Source organism: Thalassospira sp. CH_XMU1458 (assembly GCF_037027205.1).
GTDB lineage: Bacteria > Pseudomonadota > Alphaproteobacteria > Rhodospirillales > Thalassospiraceae > Thalassospira > Thalassospira tepidiphila.
Genome location: NZ_JAYMDW010000003.1, coordinates 859521 through 878268 on the forward strand (window position 1 = coordinate 859521; position 18748 = coordinate 878268).

Here is an 18748-nt window from a genome sequence, read left to right on the forward strand (position 1 = left end):
TCAGTATGCCTAAATGCGGACTAAGGCATCGAACGGGCACCTAAACCGGGCAGTTAACAGGAACATAATGTTTAACGAATAAGTTAGTGAACTGACTTATATGTGTTGAGGTATCAATGGCCACCAAGCTGAGTTCCGAGCAAAAGCGTCAAAAGCTTGCCCGCGCGGCGATGAATGTGATCTGGCGCGATGGCTATCACGCCGCCACCATTCAGGCAGTCGCGACCGAGGCCGGGTTACCCGCCGGTGGCGTGTTTTACCGCTTTCCCAAGAAACATGACCTTGCCCTGGCGGCACTCGAAACCATGGAAGGGGAGTTTGTCCCGCTTCTTGAAAGTATCTCGACGTCGCGTTCGGTCGCGGACCGTTTGGCAAAGTTTTTTGATTATCTTGATGCCATGACGCCGCGCCGGGTCAGTCACGGCTGCCCGTTGGCAAGACTGATGCTTGATCTGCCCAATGATGACGACTTTGCCCCGTCGCGCAGAACCGGCCAGGCGGTGTTTGACGCCCTGATCAACTGGGTTGCGGATCAGCTTGAAGAAGGCGGGGCAGATCGCAAAACAGCCGCAAAGACCGGTCGTCAGATCATCATGCGCTGGCAGGGCGCGATTATTCTTGCCCATAGCATGGGAGATCGGGCCATCCTTGATGATGAGATCAATGAATTGCGCGCACTGGCCGAAGATCTGATTGGCTAAACCCCGGTTGTTTTTCCCCAAAAAGTTGATTGCCATTATTTACGCATTTTCTGATGATGAATTAGGGGATTGGCGCATTCACCCGATGCGTGTCGCACTTGGTCCGGCAAACATTTCAAACCAAAGGACACGGGCAATGACGAAGATGAAACTTGTGCTGGTGGCAATGATGGCAACGGTCTTGGCGGCCTGTGCCACAGGTCCGCGCATCTATACCGATGCCGATCCGGCGGCCGATTTCGGACAGTATCAGACATTCGCCTTTGTCGAAGGGGCCGGCAAGAATGCCGAGGCGCAATATCAGACCCTGTCGGGTCAGCGGATCGAGGATGCGATCAACACCGCAATGGTGTCGCGCGGCTATCAGCTTGATATCCATAACCCGGACCTTTTGATCAATTTCCATCTCAAGACCGAGGAAAAGACACGCTCTTCTCCGCCGGTTTATATGGGCGGGTATTATGGCTATCGCAGTGGCATGTATGTTGGTTGGCCGGGCTATGTCGAACCGGGCTATGTCGATAGCTACACCGAAGGCACGCTGAGCATCGATCTTGTAGACCGCCAGACCCGTCAGATGGTCTGGGAAGGCACAGCTGTTTCGCGGGTGACCAGTTCACTTCGCGAAGCGCCGAATGAAACGGTGCGGGCTGCGGTGGCGTCGATCTTTGCGCAATACCCTTATGTGGCGGGCAATAGTGCGCCCCGAGCCTTGACGCATTAAGAACCAGAGCCTTGACGCAATAAGAAAGCGTTCTGACGGAACAAAAAAACGGCCCGGATATCCGGGCCGTTTGTCTGTCGATCATGTGCTAACTGCGATCAGTCTTCGCTGGCAGCAACAAAGGCGGTGTAAAGGTCCTGCGCGCGCCGTGTGATCGGGCCGGGCTGAAGGTTGCGGTCATCAAGTTTGACGCACGGGGCGACCTTGTAATAGTTGCCGGTGCCAAAGATCTCGTCAGCGGTTTCGAGTTCTTCGTATTTGCAGGTCTTTTCGACCACATCAACACCGTCTTCACGCAGAAGCTTGATCACGCGCTGACGGGTCAGGCCATTGAGGAAGGTGCCATTGATCGCCGGGGTAAAGACCGTACCGTCCTTGGCAAAGAACAGGTTGGCATAGGAAAACTCGGCAACATTGCCAATCGGATCAAGCATCACGCCGGTGTCAAAGCCCGAACTGGTGGCCTCGGTCACCGCACGGCCGACATTGGGATACAGGCAGGATGCCTTGGCCTCGGTCGGCGCACTTTCCGGTGACGGGCGGCGGAAGCTAGATTTGCGGGCACTAAAGCCGGTCTGGATGGCTTCTGGCATTTCACTGACAGAAATGCACAGCACGAACTGCGCGCTTTCGGGCGTCGGCGCGATGAAGCCTTCGCCGCCAAACACCAGCGGTTTGATGTAAAGCGCCAGTTTGGGATCGAACTTTTGAACGCCTTCCTTGACCAGGGCGACGATTTCCTCGGTGGTGATCGTCGGTTTCAGGCCCATCAGCTCGGCCGAGCGGATCACACGCGCACAATGCGGATATAGGTCCGGCATTTTGCCATTCATGCGGCGTGCACCATCAAACACGGTCGAGGCCATCCAGAAACCATGGGTTTGCGGCCCCATGATGTTGGGGTTCCCTTCGTGCCATTGGCCCTGATACCAGGTCCAGGTGGTGACGGTGCTATCGGTGGCGGCGTGACCCATTTTTGTACTCCTGTGGGGCGGTTCATTAGCGCCGCCTAGCATAGGATTTTTGCAATCAAATGGTCAAAGAAAACATCACCGCTTTAGTGCCTTTGAAATGTCATGAAACCTTGCAAGCAGTTATGCGATAGGTTTTTCTATAGATAGTTGATTTTGAGACGCTTTCCGCTTTGAAAGGAAAACAGGATGGGTGATGACGTCAAACTTGATCTCGACGCGCGGTTCGAACATGCCCGTGACGTCATCCGCACTGCCGGAAAGCGGGCGATGGAGTATTTCGACGGCAGTGCCGGCGATCTTGAGGTCGAGGCCAAGGAAAACCCGCTCGATATGGTCAGTATCGCCGACAAGAATGTTGAAGCGATCATTCGTGATCAGATCGCAGACACCTTTCCCGAGGACGGCTTCCTTGGCGAGGAAATGGGCATCGAGAAGGGCGACAATGATTGCCTGTGGGTGATCGACCCGATTGATGGCACGGCGTGCTTTGTCAATCAGATGCCAAGCTGGTGCATTTCCATTGCCCTTGTCGTCAAGGGGAAGATCGAGATCGCCCTGATCTATCAGCCGTGTGGCAAGGAATTGTTCAGTGCCCGTCGCGGTCAGGGTGCGCTTGCCAATGGCGAGCCGATCAAGGCGAGTGAGGCCAAAACCGTCGGTGACGGGGTGATGGGGCTTGGCATGTCCCATCGCACGACAAGTGACGCGATTATGCCGTTTATCAAGGACTTGCTGGATCGCAAGGGCATCTTTATGCGCAACGGATCAGGCGCACTTTCAATGGCCTATGCCGCGGCCGGGCGGATGATCGGCTATTACGAACCGCATATCAATCCGTGGGACTGTCTGGCCGGGATCCTGTTGATGCAGGAAGCCGGGGGTTGGGCCAATGATTATCTGGGCGCACCCGATGCGCTTGAAAATGGCGCACCGATCCTGACTGCGGGTCCCAAGGTCGCCGAAGAACTTAAATCCATGACCGGTATCACCCGTTAGGCAGCCCGCGCATCAGGTTGCTGGCGTGTCATTTCGCGCCAGGCGGGCGTCAAATTTGCGGTGAATGAGGCGGGCCAGTTCAGCGTCAATCATCGCGATATCCAGCGGCTTGGTGCAATAGGCGTCAAAGCCGGTCTCGTGAAAGTTTTCGAGATTGTCGTTTGAAATGTCCGCGGTCAGGGCAAGCACCGGAATGGTCGCCTTGACCGGATCGTCAAAGGCGCGGATACGTCGGGTAGCCTCGATACCATCAAGAACCGGCATGTGAAGATCCATCAGAACCGCATCGAAATCGGCCCCGGCAAGAATATCAAGCGCGATTTGCCCATCAGCAGCCGTGGTAATCGTATGCCCCTGCGCTTCCAGCAGTTTCTGGGCAAGGATACGGTTGATTTCGATGTCCTCAACCAAAAGCAGGTTCCATGCGCCCGGATCAGCTGCCTCGGCCTTTTCAGATCGGGCGTCGTCCGGGTTTGCGGTTTGTCCTTCCTGCCGGGCAACGTCGGTTTCGGTGCTGCGTGGCAAGGTCAGGTCAAACCAGAAACGGCTGCCTTTGCCTTCCTGGCTTTCGACTTGCACCCGGCCGCCCATCGCCTGAACCATGCGCTGACAAATGGTCAGGCCAAGTCCGGTGCCACCATAACGACGCGTCGTGGTGGTGTCGGCCTGGGTGAAGGCATCAAAGATCGCTTCGAGTTTGTTTGGCGCAATGCCGATCCCCTCATCGCGCACCGAAATGCGGAATGAAACAGCATCTTCGGTGATGTCGAGTGCCTGCACCACAACCAGAACCTTGCCCTGTTTGGTAAACTTGATGGCGTTGGAAACAAGGTTGGTCAGCACCTGCTTGAGGCGTACAGGATCGCCGGTGACATGGCGCGGCAGTTTCGGATCGATATCAAGCTCAAGCGTGCTTTCCTGCGCGCGTGCCGGGACCAGCATCATCGAAACAACTTCTTCGCAGATGTGATGAAGGTCAAACGGGTTTTCTTCCAGCACAAGCTTGCCGGCCTCGATCTTGGAAATATCAAGAATATCGCCAATCAGCGACAATACGTGGCGACCGGCCCCGCGAATGGTCGACAGGTAGCTGCGCAGCGTTTCGGTATTGGCATCTTTTTCCAGACTGTCACTGGCAAGCTGGGCATAGCCCAATATGGATGTCATCGGGGAGCGGAATTCATGGCTCATGTGGGCGATGAATTCCGATTTGGCCCGATCAGCCTGCTGGGCCCGGTTCATGGCGTTTTCGGCAGATGCGCGGGCGTCTTCAAGTTCGCGGGTCCGGGTCTCGACCAGATTGACGATGTATTTTTCGGTGCGGTTCAGTGATCGCAGATAGATCAAAAGCAGAATGCTGACTGTGCTGCCAAACACAAAGATCGCCCATGGCTGCCAATAAAGCAGCGTGCCAAAGCCCGGCTCTGACGGATGCAGGACAATCGTCCAGTCGCGATAGCCAAACGTGAAGTTCGAAACATTCGGGTTGAACGGCTTTTCCAGTTCCTCTTGAATGTGCTCTATCGCATAGTTGGCTAACCGGTTGGAATAGATAAGTTTCTTATCAGACTCGGATTTCAGGTCGGCAAGATGGATTTCAAAATTCAGTGGAATGCGCGCCACCCGTGCCGCCCGGCTGATCATGTCGGTCAGGCGCAACACCCCGATGGCAACGCCCAGTGGCGGTCCGGTGCGGTCCCGACGATTTTCAACCGCCAGAAACGCAAGCGAGGTCACGACCGCCGAATTCGCCTGCACCAGTTCGAGCGGCTCGGTCAGGGTGACATTGCCGGTCTGAAGGGCGGTTTCAAGCGCACGTCGACGCGAAGGTTCGCTCATCATGTCAAAGCCGATGACTTTTTCATTCCCGGATCGCGGAAAGACAAAGAAGACCGGATAATAGGTGTCCTGTTCGCTTGACGTTTGCAGTTCGCCATCGACAAGGGCGCGGATGGCGAAATTGGTCACCCCGCGCAGCTCGGCATTTTCTTCAATCAGGCCGCGCGCCCGGCGTTCAACATGCGGCGCCCATTCAAGGGCGGCAACACCGGGCCGACGGTTGACCCATGGGGCAATCATCGCATCAAAGGTATTGGCCGAAATGCTGCCATGGACATCAAACAGGGTCCGGACGGCGATCAGCGCATCGGTGGCCCCGCCAAGTTCTTCGCGAAGCGACGCTTCAAACGCCAGGCGATACTGGTCGGTCGATGATCGGTCGGCGGCAACAAGCTGGGTATAGGTGTACCAGGATGCCAGCCCCGAGACGCCAAACCCGATCACGCCAATGATGATCGACAATGTCCGGCGTAACCGATGGACATCTTCGGATTGCCGCCCGTCAAGGGTTCGCGTCGTGATCGCGGCAATCCGTTCCATGCCCGCAGCCAGAAACAGGGTGCCGACCGAAATGGCAATGACATAGCCATAAAGGTTGCGAAGGCCTGTATTCAGCCCGACACCGACAAAGGTTTTATTGCCAAGGGCGGCAAAGACGATGATGTCGGCAACGATGACGGCATTGATCAGAACCGCGCCCAGCAGCCCATAGCGCACCGCCCCCCAGATCACCAGCGGTACGGAGACAAAGATAAACAGATATTCGGGCTTTGAGATCAGCGGCGTTGTCTGAACGGCGGAGGCCAGAACGACGGCCGCAATGACGATGAAGGCAAGCTCGCCATAGTGTTGGAGCGAACGGGATACCGGCTGCCGGTTCATCAGGCGCAAGGTCAATGGTCCGACCACAATCGCACCGACCAGATCGCCCAGGAACCAGCCCTGCCAGATTTCGCCGAACTGATCAAAGTTGCCGATAACAATCATGCTGAGTGTGGTGCTGCCCAAAAGGGCTGCTATGGCAGGGCTACATACCGTGCCCAGCGCAAGGAAAACCAGCATGCTGCGGAATTGCGCCAGCGGATAATTCTCGGCAAGGCGCGTGATCAAAAGGGCGGGCAACACGGCGGCAAGGGTATTGCCCGCCGCAATCATAAGGGCCGCTGGCACCGACGGCGACGTCGCCAGATTAACTAGAAGGGCACCGATGAACACTGCCGGGAAATACCGCCAGCCCCAAAACACCATCGCGGCAATTGCGATGCCCGATGGCGGCCAGACAAGGGTGACACTTGTGCCAAAGAACGGAAGTTGCAGTCCGGCATAGCCCGTTGCGAAATAGGCAAGGATAACCACCAGAGAACGCACAATGTGATGGCGTTGCAGCGTCAAACGATTGTTCCCCTTCCCCTCTGGCATCAGCCGGTTCTTTTGCTAAGACCAAATGTAATGTGTCGCAGGGCGGATTTGAATAGATCAATCATCGAATGTGTGCGAATGGCCAAAGGCTTATTCGAATGCTTATTGGCTGCACCACAGAATACGGGCGACCCAGTCGATTTCCTCTGCCGGAATAAAGCGGTCTTCGAAATCGGGATTCAGGGATTTCAATTCCACACCAAGCGCGCCGCGCCGGACCAGTTCCTTGGCCATGACTTCGCCCTCGTGGGTTTTGACAACCACGCGGTCCTTGGGGCGGATGTTTGACGCCGGGCTGACAATGATCAGATCGCCATCGCGAAACACCGGCGCCATGGACTCCCCCGATATCCGCAACCCATAGGCTGTCGGATCGTGCAGGGCCGGAAAGGTGATGTCTTCCCATGATCCGCCAACCGGATAACCGGCATCATCAAAAAAGCCGCGATTGCCGGCTTGCGCAAAGCCGATCACAGGGATACGCCCGGCACCATTGCCATCCACCAGTTCGGAAAATTCACGGAAACTGACATCGGTGACGGAAAGCACCTTTGAAATGCTTTCGGTCGAAGGCCAGCGCGCCTTGCCTTGGGCTGTGGTGCGCTTGGACCGGTTGAACGTGGTCGGGTCAAGTTGTGCCAGGCGGGCCAGTCCCGAAGGCGTCAAACCGTGATCTTCGGCGATCTGATCCAGGGCAGCCCATATTTGTTGATGTCTGATCATGCCGCATTCTAGCAAGAGGCGAGATCATTGAGGAAGGAATTAATTCCTGAATTCGAAAGATATTAGTGTCCCAGTACCGGTTACACGCCGTTCTCTGACGAAAAGAGCCGGTGAACGCACCACGGAAGTCGTGATGTGGAAAATTTGCCGTAACTCAACTAATCGCAAAAAACACTAGTCTGACGATGCTCTTCGACAATGTAATCCGTGCCAACTTTCCTTGCGGTCAATGTGTGAATGCAGGAATCGGCATAGGGAACGTAGGTCGTAGTATTGGGGCCCGATATCGGTATCAAGCCGCTTTCGACGATGTTCCACTGATAGGCTCTGCGGCCATCATCAAGATCGATGATGTTTATTGGCGGGCCATAATCCAGAATCGGTTCGGTAATTGATTGGCCAATATAGCCTTTCATGATTTGTCCTGTGCAACTCACAACGAACAAAACCGCGAGTAAGGCGAAATATCTCATGAATCCCCCAAAACCGTGCTTTTCAGAGCGAGCCCAGCAGTAAAAGTGTCTCACAATACCTGCTCTAAATCGAGCTTTGGTTGTGTAAGATGTTGCAAATACATCAAAAATAATTATAGGAAATTAATCCTTTACAATGAGAACAAAAAGGGATTATAGCTTGCATATCAACACCGGAATTGCATCTGCAAATAAGTCGGGCCTTTCGGGGACCGGCTGAAAAGACGGCGAGAACCGTCGATATGCGCGGGCGGAACACCGCCCTTGGGGACATCACAAACCATTCATCAAATCAACGTGCATCGCAAGATGCGCGAACGGGAAAGTTTTATCTTTTTCAAAGGTTTGGTGCGGTGAAGGGTTGGTTGCAGGTCCGGTGGAATGAACAGGTTTTATCCAGCAGGAGGGCGACGTGACCGAACAACGACTTTTTCCCAAACCGCATTCTGCGCGCGACATCACCCCTTTTTCCAGCGCCCGGCAGGCGTGGTTCTGGTTCGTGCGCTGTCAAACTGCGCGGATCGAGGGTGCTCGTGTGGTGGCCGACGCGGGCGAGGTGGTGCGCCCCTGTGACCCTGATGATGTCTATAACGCGGTAATGCGCCTTAAAAAGGCGGGCATTCTGGGGGATGGGCATTTGCAGGTACTGGAATATTTCGGGTTGGTCGAACGCGAACCCGATGCCCGCGATCCGCGCGAAAAGGACAAGGGTGATTTATGGCAACAAGCCCTTGATGCACTTGAAAATGTGCTGGTCACACGCGGCATCGTCAAACGCGGGGAAGACGAAAGTTTCCATCATGAAGATGTCGCCGTCGAACTGGGTGGGGATCTGTCGCCATGCGGGATGTAACCAACGTGCTCAAACAATCCAAAACCGCCGAAACGGCACAGGAATCCGCCGGTCCGTGGATGGATCACTGGACCGATCAATCCGCTTCCGGGCGCGAGGTCTCAGTCCTGGTGGTCTTTGCCGATGCACCAGAAAAGCGATTGTTGCGGGTTCTCAAACCGGGCTTTCGTCATTGCTTTGTACTGGTGTCTGGTGTCCGGGCAGGGGAGTGGATCTGCCTTGATCCGCAAAGCCATCGGGTGCGCTGTGAAAGCTGGTGCTATTCGCCGATCTTTGATCCGGCGGCCTATTATCGCGGCCTTGGCTATCACTGCATCTGGGCGCGGTATCCGGCCTCGATCACGCACAAGGTCCGCTTCGGCCCGATGAGCTGTGTCGAGCTGATCAAGCGCCTTTTGGGCATTTCGGCCTTCTGGATCATCACCCCCTGGCAGCTCTATCGCCATCTGCAACAGAGGTCTGAAAACCCAGATCAGATCAGGAAAGTGTTTTTTTCTGAAAAATGTTCTTGATTTGTTCTTTTTAATGTGACATAAGAGACAAATCAACGCCACAGATGCGCCCGCAGGGTTCCGACCCTTGCGGGCGTTTTTGCGTTTGGGGGATCGGGAGGGAAAAGTGATGGGCAGTTTGTTTTCGACACCCAAACCGGCCGCTGTCAGTGCGCCGGTGACACGTCAGCAATCCACCACAACCGAAGAAGACACCAGTGCCGAAGACGCCGCACGATCTGCCCGGACCGAGGCGCTTGAACGCCGCCGTTATGGCCGGGCCAGCCTGATCGGGACGAGTTATCGCGGGCTTTTGACGGACCGCATCGCCAAGGCGGGCGGTGGCAAGAACCTTTTGGGGGAATAGGCATGGCGAAATCGCAAAAGCTTGGCGAGATGACGGAAGATGAAGACAAGATTTCGTCTGGTGCGGATGTTGCCCAGTTGCGCGCCCGCTTTCAAAAGGCGATGGAACGCCGGCGCAACTGGGTTGCGCATTGGCAGGATTGCTATGAATTCGCCCTGCCACAGCGCAATGCGGCAGCCAGCAACCAGACCAATGGCGGCAAGCGCCTTGATCGGGTGTTTGACGCCACCGCATCGGACGCGGTCGAACAGCTTGCCGCCAGCCTGATGGCCGAAATCACACCGCCCGGTGGCGGCTGGTTTGAGCTGGAGCCCGGTGGCAATGTCGCCAATGCGGATCGACAGGCTTTGACCGAGCAACTTGGCCGGGCCGTTCGGATTTTGCAGGGGCATTTTGATCGGTCCAACTTTGCGGTCGAAATGCATCAGGCGTTTCTGGACCTGGTCACCGCCGGAACCGCATGCTTGCGCCTTGAAAAGGCCGATTTGCACAGCCCGTCTGCTTTGCGCTTTACGGCAGTGCCCTTGCGGGATCTGGCGTTTGAAGAACGATCGGATGGCAAGATGGATGCGGTGTTTCGCAAACTGGCGCTCACCCGCGCGGAAATCCTTGCAACCTGGCCGGGGGCAAAGGGCTTTGCCGGTGATGATAGGGATGACAAGAACGCGCCGAAACGCTTCACGGTGATCGAGGCCGTGCTCCCGGCAACCGACCGCAAAACCGGCTATGAGCTGTGTGTGTTTCGCGAAGACGGTGACGCCAATACCAATGATCTGATCTATCGCGACCGGTTTGATGTGTCGCCCTATATCGCCTTTCGCTGGATGAAGGCGCCGGGCGAGATTTATGGCCGGTCGCCGGTGATGAAGGCGCTGCCCGATATCAAGACCGCGAATAAGGTTGTCGAACTGGTTTTGAAAAACGCCTCGATTGCGGTCACTGGCATCTGGCAGGCCGATGATGATGGCGTTCTGAACCCGGCAACCATCCGCCTTGTGCCGGGCAGCATCATCCCCAAGGCCGTTGGATCGGCGGGGCTCAAGCCGCTTGAGGCGCCCGGTCGGTTTGATGTGTCTGATCTTGTGCTTTCCGATCTGCGGGATCGCATTCGGCGCTGCTTGCTGGCCGATCGCTTGGGCCAGACCGATCAACCGGGCATGACCGCGACCGAGGTGCTTGAACGTGCGTCCGAAAACGCCCGGCTTCTGGGGGCAACCTATGGCCGGTTGCAGGCGGAATTGCTCTATCCGCTGATCCGGCGCGCACTTTATATCCTGACCCAAACTGGCGAGCTTCCCGACATCCCGCTGGATGGCGATGTTGTCGTGCTGCGTCACGCGGCCCCGCTCGCACAACTGCCAAAACGGGTACAGGCGGGACAGGCGCTTGATTGGCTGTCGCGCATTGCCGCCCTTGGTCCGGATGCCCTGGCGGAGGTCGATTTGCCCGTCATGGTCCGCTGGTTTGCCGATCAGTTTGGTGTGCCGGACCATTTGTTGCGGCCAAGCCTGCCCCCTGAAATCGCGGAGGCGGTGTGATGGTTGAGAACGGATGGGACTGGTTTGAGGCCGAGAACGAGACGCTTTCGGAAAACGGCAGCGACCACTGGCAGGCCTGTTTTGATAGTGATGCCGGGGCAAAGGTACTGGCCGATCTTGAACGCCATTTTCTGCACACCGCCCTTGGACCGGATGCCAGCACTGCGGCGATCTGGATGCGCGAAGGGAAGCGCGCGCTGGTGCTGCAGATCAAACGGCTGGCGGAGCGTTCCGCCGAGGATTGATCCCCGCGAAGGCGGGGAACCCGAGCCAATCGTACCAACCGATCTTTTCAGAAAAACTGGAGTGTTCGCATGACAACCGAACCCGACCTTCTCGCACCGGAAACCGAGACGCCGGAAGTCCCGGAAGCGGCAGAAACACCCGAGCTGCCTGATATCGAAACGCCAGCGCCCGAACCCGAACTTGACCCCGCAGCCCTCGCCGATCTGGTGCCCGAAACACCGGATGCGTACGCAATCACGCTTGCTGAAGGCATGGAAGATATCGATGCCGATCTGAACCAGCGCCTGCATGCGGCAGGCTTCAGCAACGCACAGGCACAGCTGGTTTATGATCTGGCGGGGGAGGTTCTTTCACCGCTTATGGGCGATCTTGATCAGGCCGCACAACGCGCGACCGACCGTGCGGCGTTGGCGGCCGAGTTTGGCGGGGCGGAAAGCTGGAAAAAGCTGGCCCCGAAAATCGAAAGCTGGGGCAAGGCCAACCTGCCAGAGGCCGCCTTTGAAACCCTGTGTCAAAGTGCCGATGGTGTGCGTGCCATGCATCGCATGATGGCGCAAAACACTGAAGCCGCCCTTGGCAAAGCTGACGGCGGGGCCGGGGAGACAGGTCTTCGATCTGAAATCCGGCGCAAGATGAATGATCCGCGTTATTGGCGGGATCGCGATCCAACGCTGGTCGCCGAGGTGCAAGCGGATTTTGCCCGGCTTTCCGGTGGGTAGTCAGGCCTAGAACAGCTTGTCGGCACGGTCGATGACCGCGTTGACATAGTCGGGGATCGGGGTCAGCGGCAAAAGGAAATAGCCCGCAATCCCCAGCCCGATCAGGCTGAACACAAGCACAACCGACTTCTTCACGACAGATACTCTTTTTCTTTGTTTTCTTGTTTGTCTTGGACCGGACCGCGCAGAAAAGCCCGTCGGGTGCAACAGGTCGGGGCAAATCAAGCGCGTGTCCTACGGAACCTCGATGGATGAGGTTTCCTGTAACAGCGCTCTTAAAACACCAAACCTTGGCCGGAAAATGACCGGTTTTGGGGCAATTGTGGCACCGGCCTTTGTGGGCTCCGCAATTGATCCCCGGCGGCTGCCTGCAATCACGACAAAACCATATCTGAAACAAGGGGATAAAAGGCGATGACAACCACGATTGATCAAAGCTTCATCGACCATTTTCAGGCCGATGTGCATCAGGCCTATCAACGCATGGGATCAAAACTGCGCAACACGGTGCGGGTCAAAAACGCCATCAAGGGCGCGACCACGGTTTTCCAGAAAGTCGGCAAGGGCACGGCGACCACCAAGGCGCGGCACGGCAAGGTGCCCGTAATGAATGTCGATCACGAGGCGGTCCGCTGTGACCTGCGTGATTACTATGCCGGTGACTGGGTCGATGCGCTCGACGAGCTTAAAATCAACCATGATGAAAAAATGGTTCTGGCCAATGCCGGGGCCTATGCGCTGGGCCGCAAGACCGACGAGCTGATCATTAATGCCCTGGTCGGGGCCGATGATGTTGTGCCTGACAATACCGAGGGCATGACCCTTGATAAGGTGATGATGGCGTTCGAAGGCCTTGGTGATCGCGATGTGCCCGATGACGGGCAGCGCTACGCGATTGTCGGCTGGAAACAGTGGTCGGAACTGCTCCTGATCGATGAGTTTTCACGATCTGACTATATCGGCGATGAAGACCTGCCGTGGAAGGGCACACAAGCCAAACGCTGGCTCGGAACGCTTTGGATGCCCCATTCCGGCCTGCCGGTCGCAAGCGGTATTCGATCCTGCTTCTGGTATCACCGCACTGCGATTGGCCATGCAATTGGCTCGGACGTTCAGTCCGACATCACCTGGCACGGCGATCACGCAGCCCACTTTGTCAACAACTCCATGAGCCAGGGTGCCACGCTGATTGATGGCGATGGTGTCACCTGCATCAAGGCGCAGGAATAACACTCACACCCGACTTTTCCCGAACCAAGGAGACACAAATGGCAGAAGGTTTCAAAGCCAGAAACCTCAGTGTTCTGGCATACGCCAACGGCTTTACGCTGTGGCACTACGTCACCCCGGACGTCGCCGCCGACGTCGACACCGCCGACTACTTTCTTGAGGCCCGCGACATGCTGCGCGTCGGCGATTTCATCATCGCCAACACCAACCGCGACGCCACCATGTCCGGCGGCCTGTTCGTCGTCGCAAGCTCCGGTGCAAACGGCGTCGATGTCCGCGACATGACGGCAATCGGCACCTCAAACACCGACTGATCGCAAACCCCCGATCCACCCTTTTCATCCTCCCTCAACCTCGCCCCGGTGACAGATGTTGCCGGGGTTTTCTTTTTACCCGATCCCAAGGATTGCCCATGTGTAACTGCAACAAGATTACCATCTGCGCCGAGTTTGATGCCGCCCAGATCGCCGGCCTGCAGGTGCCGATTGCTTCCATCCATGCCTTTGCCACCCAGACCGTGCCGGACGGCTATCTGATCTGTGATGGTTCTGCCGTTTCCCGCGCAGAGTATGTCGACCTGTTTGCTGCACTTGGCACCGTTTGGGGCGAGGGTGATGGCAACACGACCTTCAATGTCCCCGATTTGCGCGGCGAGTTCCTGCGCGGCTTTGATGCTGGCCGTGGTGTCGATGAGGGGCGTGTGTTTGCATCTGAACAGAATGATGAGTTTAAAAGCCATACACACGGTTTTACCGAAACCAAGTCTGCTTTGTCAGGGTCGAGGGAGTACCCAGTCTACAGTTCGCAAGTTGTTGAGCCGAACGCTGTAGAGGAAGCTGTTACTCACACTGGTGGGGATGAAACCCGCCCGCGTAACGTGGCCGTGACTTACGCGATCAAGGCAATCCACCCTGCGAGCAACTGAGTAAGACCCGCAACCAATCCACATCTTTTCAAACGCCCTGGCAGCATCCGCTGCCGGGGTTTCTTTTTCTCAACCAAGGAGACTGCTCATGCAGGGTAATACCCCGGTCGAATGTGAAATCCTCAATGTCATTCAGGGTGCGGGCATCTGGCCCGATTGCGATGATAAAACGCAGCTTCTTCAAGCCATCGAAGCGCTGATTTCAGGCGGTGGTTCTGGTGGTGGCGGTGTCGTCGCTGGCAGTGAAATCGGTTCGGTTTCAGCTTTCGCCATGCCAACCCCGCCAACTGGCTGGCTGGTCTGTGATGGTTCAGCGATCTCACGCACCGAATATGCCGATCTGTTCGCAACCATTGGTACGCTTTGGGGGGCTGGTGATGAGGTGTCTACCTTTAACCTGCCGGACCTGCGCGGTGAGTTCGTGCGTGGCTTTGATGATGGTCGCGGCGTTGATGATGGGCGTGTGTTTGCGACTTCACAGGACTTCGCCCTTGAAAACATCACTGGGCGTTTTGGCGGAAGCGCGTTGTCGGGTGGTAACGACATCTTCGAGGGTGTTTTTGGTGACAACATCACAGGTTTGTTGGATCAGTCGCCAGGTTCGGGCGTGAAGCAGCCCTACGGCATTGATTTTGATGCTTCGCGAGTTGTCAGCACAGCTAACGAAACCCGCCCACGCAACATCGCGATGACCTATGCGATCAAAGCGTTCTATCCGACGTCTGCATAAGTCTTGCAATGAAATTTATGACCCTGGCAGACCGTGTTTGCCGGGGTTCTTTTTTGTCCAAATTGGAGAAATCATATGCAGTGTTTGAGCCCGGTTGAAAGTGAAGTTCTCAATGTCGTTCTGGCAGCCGAAATTGTTCCGGATCGCATGGACGATACCCAGCTGTTGCAGGCACTTGAAACCCTGTTTGGCGGTGGCAGTTCTGGGGGTGGGGCTGTGCCGGTTGCGACCATCCTGTCGTTTGCCGGTTCGTTGGCACCGGAAGGCTTTATGATTTGTGATGGTGCGGAACTTCTGGCGGCGGACTATGCCGATCTGTTTACCGCGATTGGCACGACCTATGGTGTCGGGCAGGCCGCTGGTAGTTTCAAACTGCCGGATCTGCGCGGTCGTGCACCGATTGGTGCCGGTCAGGGCGATGGTCTGACGGATCGTGTGATTGGTGCGGCTGGTGGTGAGGAAACGCATCAGCTTACGGTCGATGAGATGCCAAACCACACTCACCAGTACGGTGCGCCTCATCTCCAAACCTATGGCATGGGTTCATTTGCGGAACGGGGCCTAAACCCGACTTCGCAGGAATGGTATTCGGTGTCGGATGCTGGTGGCGACCAGCCTCACAACAACATGCAGCCGTTCCTGGTGGTGAATTACATCATCAAGGTCTGATTGCTGTGATCTAGAACCTTGCGGGGCCCGGTTTTCCGGGCCCCGTTTTTGTTGGGGGATGTGATGGCGTTAAGTGATGTGGCGCTGTGCGCGCGGGCGTTGGTGATGATCGGGGCAGCACCGATTTCATCGTTTGAAGAAGACGTCGCCGAGGCCGAGATTGCCCGGATGCTTTATCCCGCTGTGCGTGACGGCATGCTGGCGGGCTACCCTTGGCGGTTTGCCGGGCGGGGGTGCTGGCTCTCGCGCTTGGCGGACGGGGATGGCGCTGGGGCTGGTTCGGCCAAGGAGGACAGCAATCTGTTTGCCTTGCCACGGGACTTTATCCGCTTGCTGTCGCTTGAAAATGAGGGGGGCAAGATTGCCCGGTTTGAGTTGCGCGATCAGGCGGTTCTGGTCGCAAGTGACAGTGCGTATCTTGGCTATGTCGCGCGTTTGCCCGAGGGCAGCTTTCCGGCCTGGTTTGATATGGCCTTGATGGCACGACTGGCGGCCGAGTTTTGTCTGCCGCTGACCGAAAGCAGCACGCGCGCAGAGTACCTTTTCAAGCGGGCCGAGGATCAGTTGCGTGAAGCCAGGCTTGCCGATGCGCAGCAATCGACCCCGCATGCGATTGATGATTTTTCCCTGATTTCTGCGAGGGGCTAGGGCTGGCACGGAGCACGTCGCCATAGATCCCCGCCTGCGCGGGGATGACGATCCGCAGGCGCATTACCGTTATTCAACGAGGGAGCACCCCATGGCACGCCGCGTTCTGGAGAAAAATACCTTTTCGACCGGCGAACTGGCCCCGGAATTGTGGGGGCGATCGGACTTAAGCGCCTATGCCTATGGGGCAGCGCGCCTGCGCAATGTGTTTATCGAGCCATCGGGCGGAGTGCGACGTCGTCCAGGTATTCGATTGGTTGATGAATTGCCCGGTCCCGCCCGCCTGATCCAGTTCGAGTTCAATACCGAGCAGACCTATCTGCTGGCCTTTGGTGACAACCGCGCACTGGTGTTTGAAGACGGGGTTGAGACGATCTGGTTTGAAACCACGTTTGGGGTTGAACACCATGATCTTTTGAACTGGACGCAAAGTGCGGATACGCTGTTGGTCGTGCATCCGGATGCCAAGCCGGTCCGGATCACGCGCACCGGCGATGGCAGCTGGCAAACCAGCCTGTGGGCCTGGCGCGAAACCAATTTTCGCACCAGCCAGCCCTATTACAAGTTCGTTGAACCGGCTGCGACCCTGACGCCGTCGGGCACCAGCGGCACGGTCACGCTCTCAGCCAATATGGATGTGTTTGTGCCAGCACATGTCGGGACCCTGTGGCGCATTCAGGGGATTGAGGGCGAGATTAAAAGTGTCGCCAATGCTCGGTCCGCCACCATCGCGCTGAAGCAGGCATTGCCCAATACCGATGCTACCGTCGATTTTGTCGAGCAGGCCTTTTCCGATGTGCGTGGTTGGCCGCGCAGCGTGACCTTTCATCAGGACCGCTTGATCATCGGCGGATCGCGCGATTTGCCCAACCGGTTGTGGATGTCAAAGTCTGGTGATCTGTTTAATTTCGAGCTCGGCGAGGGGCTTGATGACGAGGCGATTGAATTTGCCCTGCTGGCCGATCAGGTCAATGCGATCACCGGCATTTTCGCCGGGCGTCATTTGCAGGTCTTTACCAGCGGGTCGGAATGGATGGTGACGGGCGATCCTTTGACGCCCGCAAATGTGCAGGTCACGCGCCAAACCCGGATTGGCAGCCAAAGTGATCGCACCGTGCCGCTGGTCAATGTTGATGGCGCAACGCTTTTTGCCGGGCGGAGCGGGCGCGAAATTCGCGAATTCCTGTTTACCGATGTCGAACAGGCCTATGGATCCGCCGACCTTGCCTTGCTGTCACGCCATCTGATCCATCATCCGATTGATCAGACCTTCGATCCGGATCGGCGGCTTTTGCATGTGGTGATGCGCGATGGATCGCTTGCCACCCTGACGCTGTATCGGTCTGAGGCGATTACCGCCTGGTCGGCGCAATCGGTTGCGGGATGTGCCTTTGCATCGGTTTCGGTGTCAGGCGGGGATGTCTATGTCGTGCTGGAGCGTGACGGACTTTATTTCCTGGGCGTGTTTGACCCGACATGCGGCTTTGATCTTTATCGACGCCAAGTGGTGGCCGCGGGTGAGGCGCCGCGCCGACATTGGGGCAATCTAGATCCGCTCGATGGGCTTGATGTCAGTGTTTGGCACGATGGCGTTCTTGCCGATGACATCCCGGTTGCCGGGGGCACGATCAGCTTACCTGAGAGTATTGGGGCGGTGCCGGAAATCGAAGTCGGCTTGCCCTTTACCCATGAAATTTATGCCCTGCCGCCGGCCGCATCGGATGGCAGCCGCCCGCATGGCGGCAATGCCGTGCGGCTGTTCTCGGTGACCTTGCGTTTGCAGGAAACCGGGCAGCTTCGCGTTGATACCGGTCGGGGATTGCGCGATGTGGCACTTCCGGTTTCCGCCGATGAAAAGGACGCGCTTTATAGCGGGGATATCACCCTGCGCGCGCTGGGTTGGCGGCGGGGCAGTGGCGGGACACTTAAAAGCGGACTATGGCGCATCGCCGGGGACTTGCCCCGGCCTTTTTTATTGCTTGGTGCGGCCAGTGAAATGGGGGTGAATGACTGATGGGTGGATTTACATCAATCGTGCCGATGGCGGCATCGGTGCTGCAAACCGGACAACGCATTGCCGCCAATCAAACCAATGCACAAAGCCGAATTGATCAAACCGAAGCGGCCCGTCAGGCGGAATTGGCCGAAATCGCAGCGCGTGAGCGTGAAGACGCCACCAATCGCGAGGAGGACCTTCGACGGCGTCAGGCAACCGCGCGTGCCCGGCAAGGGGCATCGGGCCTGATGGCCGGTGGATCGGGATCGGCCAGTGCGGTTCTGGCGGGGTACGAAAAAGCCGCCCGGCAGGATGCGAACCAGAGCGCGGACGCCGCCGCGAGAAACCGCAGTCGCATCAACCAACAGGCCGCCTGGCGTGAAAAGTCGCTGCTGCGATCTTCGCAGGATGACACGGTTGCGCGGCTGAATGCCTGGTTTTCAAAGCGTGATGGCTGGGGCTGATATTTTTAAGGGGTAAGTACGCT

Annotated in this window: 22 protein-coding genes; 17 read left to right on the forward strand and 5 right to left on the reverse strand. The window is 57.0% G+C overall.

Annotation, left to right across the window (positions count from 1 at the left end):
- Positions 1-116: 116 nt before the first annotated feature.
- A complete protein-coding gene (locus WBY09_RS17945; protein ID WP_336233476.1) occupies positions 117-701 on the forward strand; it encodes a TetR/AcrR family transcriptional regulator in 585 nt (194 codons plus the stop codon).
- Between the two features lie 136 nt (positions 702-837).
- Positions 838-1425 (forward strand): DUF4136 domain-containing protein, encoded by a 588-nt coding sequence (locus WBY09_RS17950; protein ID WP_336233477.1) that lies wholly within the window; start codon positions 838-840, stop codon positions 1423-1425.
- A 98-nt stretch (positions 1426-1523) separates the two neighbouring features.
- Here WBY09_RS17950 and WBY09_RS17955 read toward each other — a convergent pair whose 3' ends face one another.
- Positions 1524-2399, reverse strand: coding sequence for a branched-chain amino acid aminotransferase (locus WBY09_RS17955; RefSeq protein ID WP_336233478.1), 876 nt, complete (start codon positions 2397-2399; stop codon positions 1524-1526).
- Between the two features lie 186 nt (positions 2400-2585).
- Here WBY09_RS17955 and WBY09_RS17960 point away from each other — a divergent pair, with 186 nt between their 5' ends.
- Positions 2586-3395: an inositol monophosphatase family protein gene (locus WBY09_RS17960; RefSeq protein ID WP_336233479.1), complete on the forward strand. Its 810-nt coding sequence runs from the start codon at positions 2586-2588 to the stop codon at positions 3393-3395.
- Between the two features lie 12 nt (positions 3396-3407).
- Here WBY09_RS17960 and WBY09_RS17965 read toward each other — a convergent pair whose 3' ends face one another.
- From WBY09_RS17965 to WBY09_RS17975, 3 genes are all read right to left on the reverse strand, one after another.
- On the reverse strand, positions 3408-6653 hold the full coding sequence (locus tag WBY09_RS17965) for a CHASE domain-containing protein (protein WP_336233480.1): 3246 nt from the start codon (positions 6651-6653) through the stop codon (positions 3408-3410).
- Between the two features lie 102 nt (positions 6654-6755).
- Positions 6756-7376: a S24 family peptidase gene (locus WBY09_RS17970; protein ID WP_008890227.1), complete on the reverse strand. Its 621-nt coding sequence runs from the start codon at positions 7374-7376 to the stop codon at positions 6756-6758.
- A 158-nt stretch (positions 7377-7534) separates the two neighbouring features.
- Positions 7535-7792, reverse strand: coding sequence for a hypothetical protein (locus WBY09_RS17975; protein WP_336233481.1), 258 nt, complete (start codon positions 7790-7792; stop codon positions 7535-7537).
- Between the two features lie 469 nt (positions 7793-8261).
- On the opposite strand from WBY09_RS17975, the gene WBY09_RS17980 reads away from it, so the two are divergent.
- The 6 genes from WBY09_RS17980 to WBY09_RS18005 all read left to right on the forward strand — a co-directional run bounded on the left by WBY09_RS17980 (position 8262) and on the right by WBY09_RS18005 (position 12063).
- Entirely contained in the window at positions 8262-8702 is a 441-nt protein-coding gene (locus tag WBY09_RS17980) for a hypothetical protein (RefSeq protein ID WP_336233482.1), read from the forward strand.
- Positions 8690-9214 carry a hypothetical protein gene (locus WBY09_RS17985; protein WP_336233483.1) on the forward strand — a complete coding sequence of 175 codons (525 nt, stop codon included), beginning with the start codon at positions 8690-8692 and terminating at the stop codon, positions 9212-9214. Before WBY09_RS17980 ends, WBY09_RS17985 begins: the two co-directional genes overlap by 13 nt.
- Positions 9215-9323: 109 nt before the next feature.
- Positions 9324-9560: a hypothetical protein gene (locus WBY09_RS17990; protein WP_336233485.1), complete on the forward strand. Its 237-nt coding sequence runs from the start codon at positions 9324-9326 to the stop codon at positions 9558-9560.
- Between the two features lie 2 nt (positions 9561-9562).
- Positions 9563-11098 carry a portal protein gene (locus WBY09_RS17995; protein WP_336233486.1) on the forward strand — a complete coding sequence of 512 codons (1536 nt, stop codon included), beginning with the start codon at positions 9563-9565 and terminating at the stop codon, positions 11096-11098.
- Positions 11098-11343, forward strand: a complete 246-nt coding sequence (locus tag WBY09_RS18000) for a Bbp19 family protein (protein ID WP_336233487.1) — start codon at positions 11098-11100, stop codon at positions 11341-11343. Before WBY09_RS17995 ends, WBY09_RS18000 begins: the two co-directional genes overlap by 1 nt.
- Positions 11344-11412: 69 nt before the next feature.
- Positions 11413-12063 carry a capsid assembly protein gene (locus WBY09_RS18005; RefSeq protein ID WP_336233488.1) on the forward strand — a complete coding sequence of 217 codons (651 nt, stop codon included), beginning with the start codon at positions 11413-11415 and terminating at the stop codon, positions 12061-12063.
- A gap of 6 nt (positions 12064-12069) precedes the next feature.
- Here WBY09_RS18005 and WBY09_RS18010 read toward each other — a convergent pair whose 3' ends face one another.
- On the reverse strand, positions 12070-12198 hold the full coding sequence (locus WBY09_RS18010; protein ID WP_336233489.1) for a hypothetical protein: 129 nt from the start codon (positions 12196-12198) through the stop codon (positions 12070-12072).
- Between the two features lie 279 nt (positions 12199-12477).
- Between WBY09_RS18010 and WBY09_RS18015 the strand changes: the two genes are divergently transcribed.
- The 8 genes from WBY09_RS18015 (at position 12478) to WBY09_RS18050 (ending at position 18725) form a co-directional block, all read left to right on the forward strand.
- A complete protein-coding gene (locus WBY09_RS18015; protein ID WP_063087797.1) occupies positions 12478-13293 on the forward strand; it encodes a phage capsid protein in 816 nt (271 codons plus the stop codon).
- Positions 13294-13331: 38 nt separating this feature from the next.
- A complete protein-coding gene (locus WBY09_RS18020) occupies positions 13332-13607 on the forward strand; it encodes a hypothetical protein (RefSeq protein ID WP_336233490.1) in 276 nt (91 codons plus the stop codon).
- 98 nt (positions 13608-13705) lie between these two features.
- On the forward strand, positions 13706-14218 hold the full coding sequence (locus tag WBY09_RS18025; RefSeq protein ID WP_336233491.1) for a phage tail protein: 513 nt from the start codon (positions 13706-13708) through the stop codon (positions 14216-14218).
- Positions 14219-14306: 88 nt separating this feature from the next.
- Positions 14307-14948: a phage tail protein gene (locus WBY09_RS18030; protein ID WP_197147009.1), complete on the forward strand. Its 642-nt coding sequence runs from the start codon at positions 14307-14309 to the stop codon at positions 14946-14948.
- A gap of 75 nt (positions 14949-15023) precedes the next feature.
- Positions 15024-15617 (forward strand): phage tail protein, encoded by a 594-nt coding sequence (locus WBY09_RS18035; RefSeq protein WP_336233492.1) that lies wholly within the window; start codon positions 15024-15026, stop codon positions 15615-15617.
- Between the two features lie 63 nt (positions 15618-15680).
- Positions 15681-16265, forward strand: a complete 585-nt coding sequence (locus tag WBY09_RS18040) for a hypothetical protein (protein WP_197147011.1) — start codon at positions 15681-15683, stop codon at positions 16263-16265.
- Positions 16266-16356: 91 nt separating this feature from the next.
- Entirely contained in the window at positions 16357-18279 is a 1923-nt protein-coding gene (locus WBY09_RS18045; protein ID WP_336233493.1) for a hypothetical protein, read from the forward strand.
- A complete protein-coding gene (locus WBY09_RS18050) occupies positions 18279-18725 on the forward strand; it encodes a hypothetical protein (protein ID WP_336233494.1) in 447 nt (148 codons plus the stop codon). The genes WBY09_RS18045 and WBY09_RS18050 overlap by 1 nt, the downstream gene beginning before the upstream one ends.
- Positions 18726-18748 lie beyond the last annotated feature (23 nt).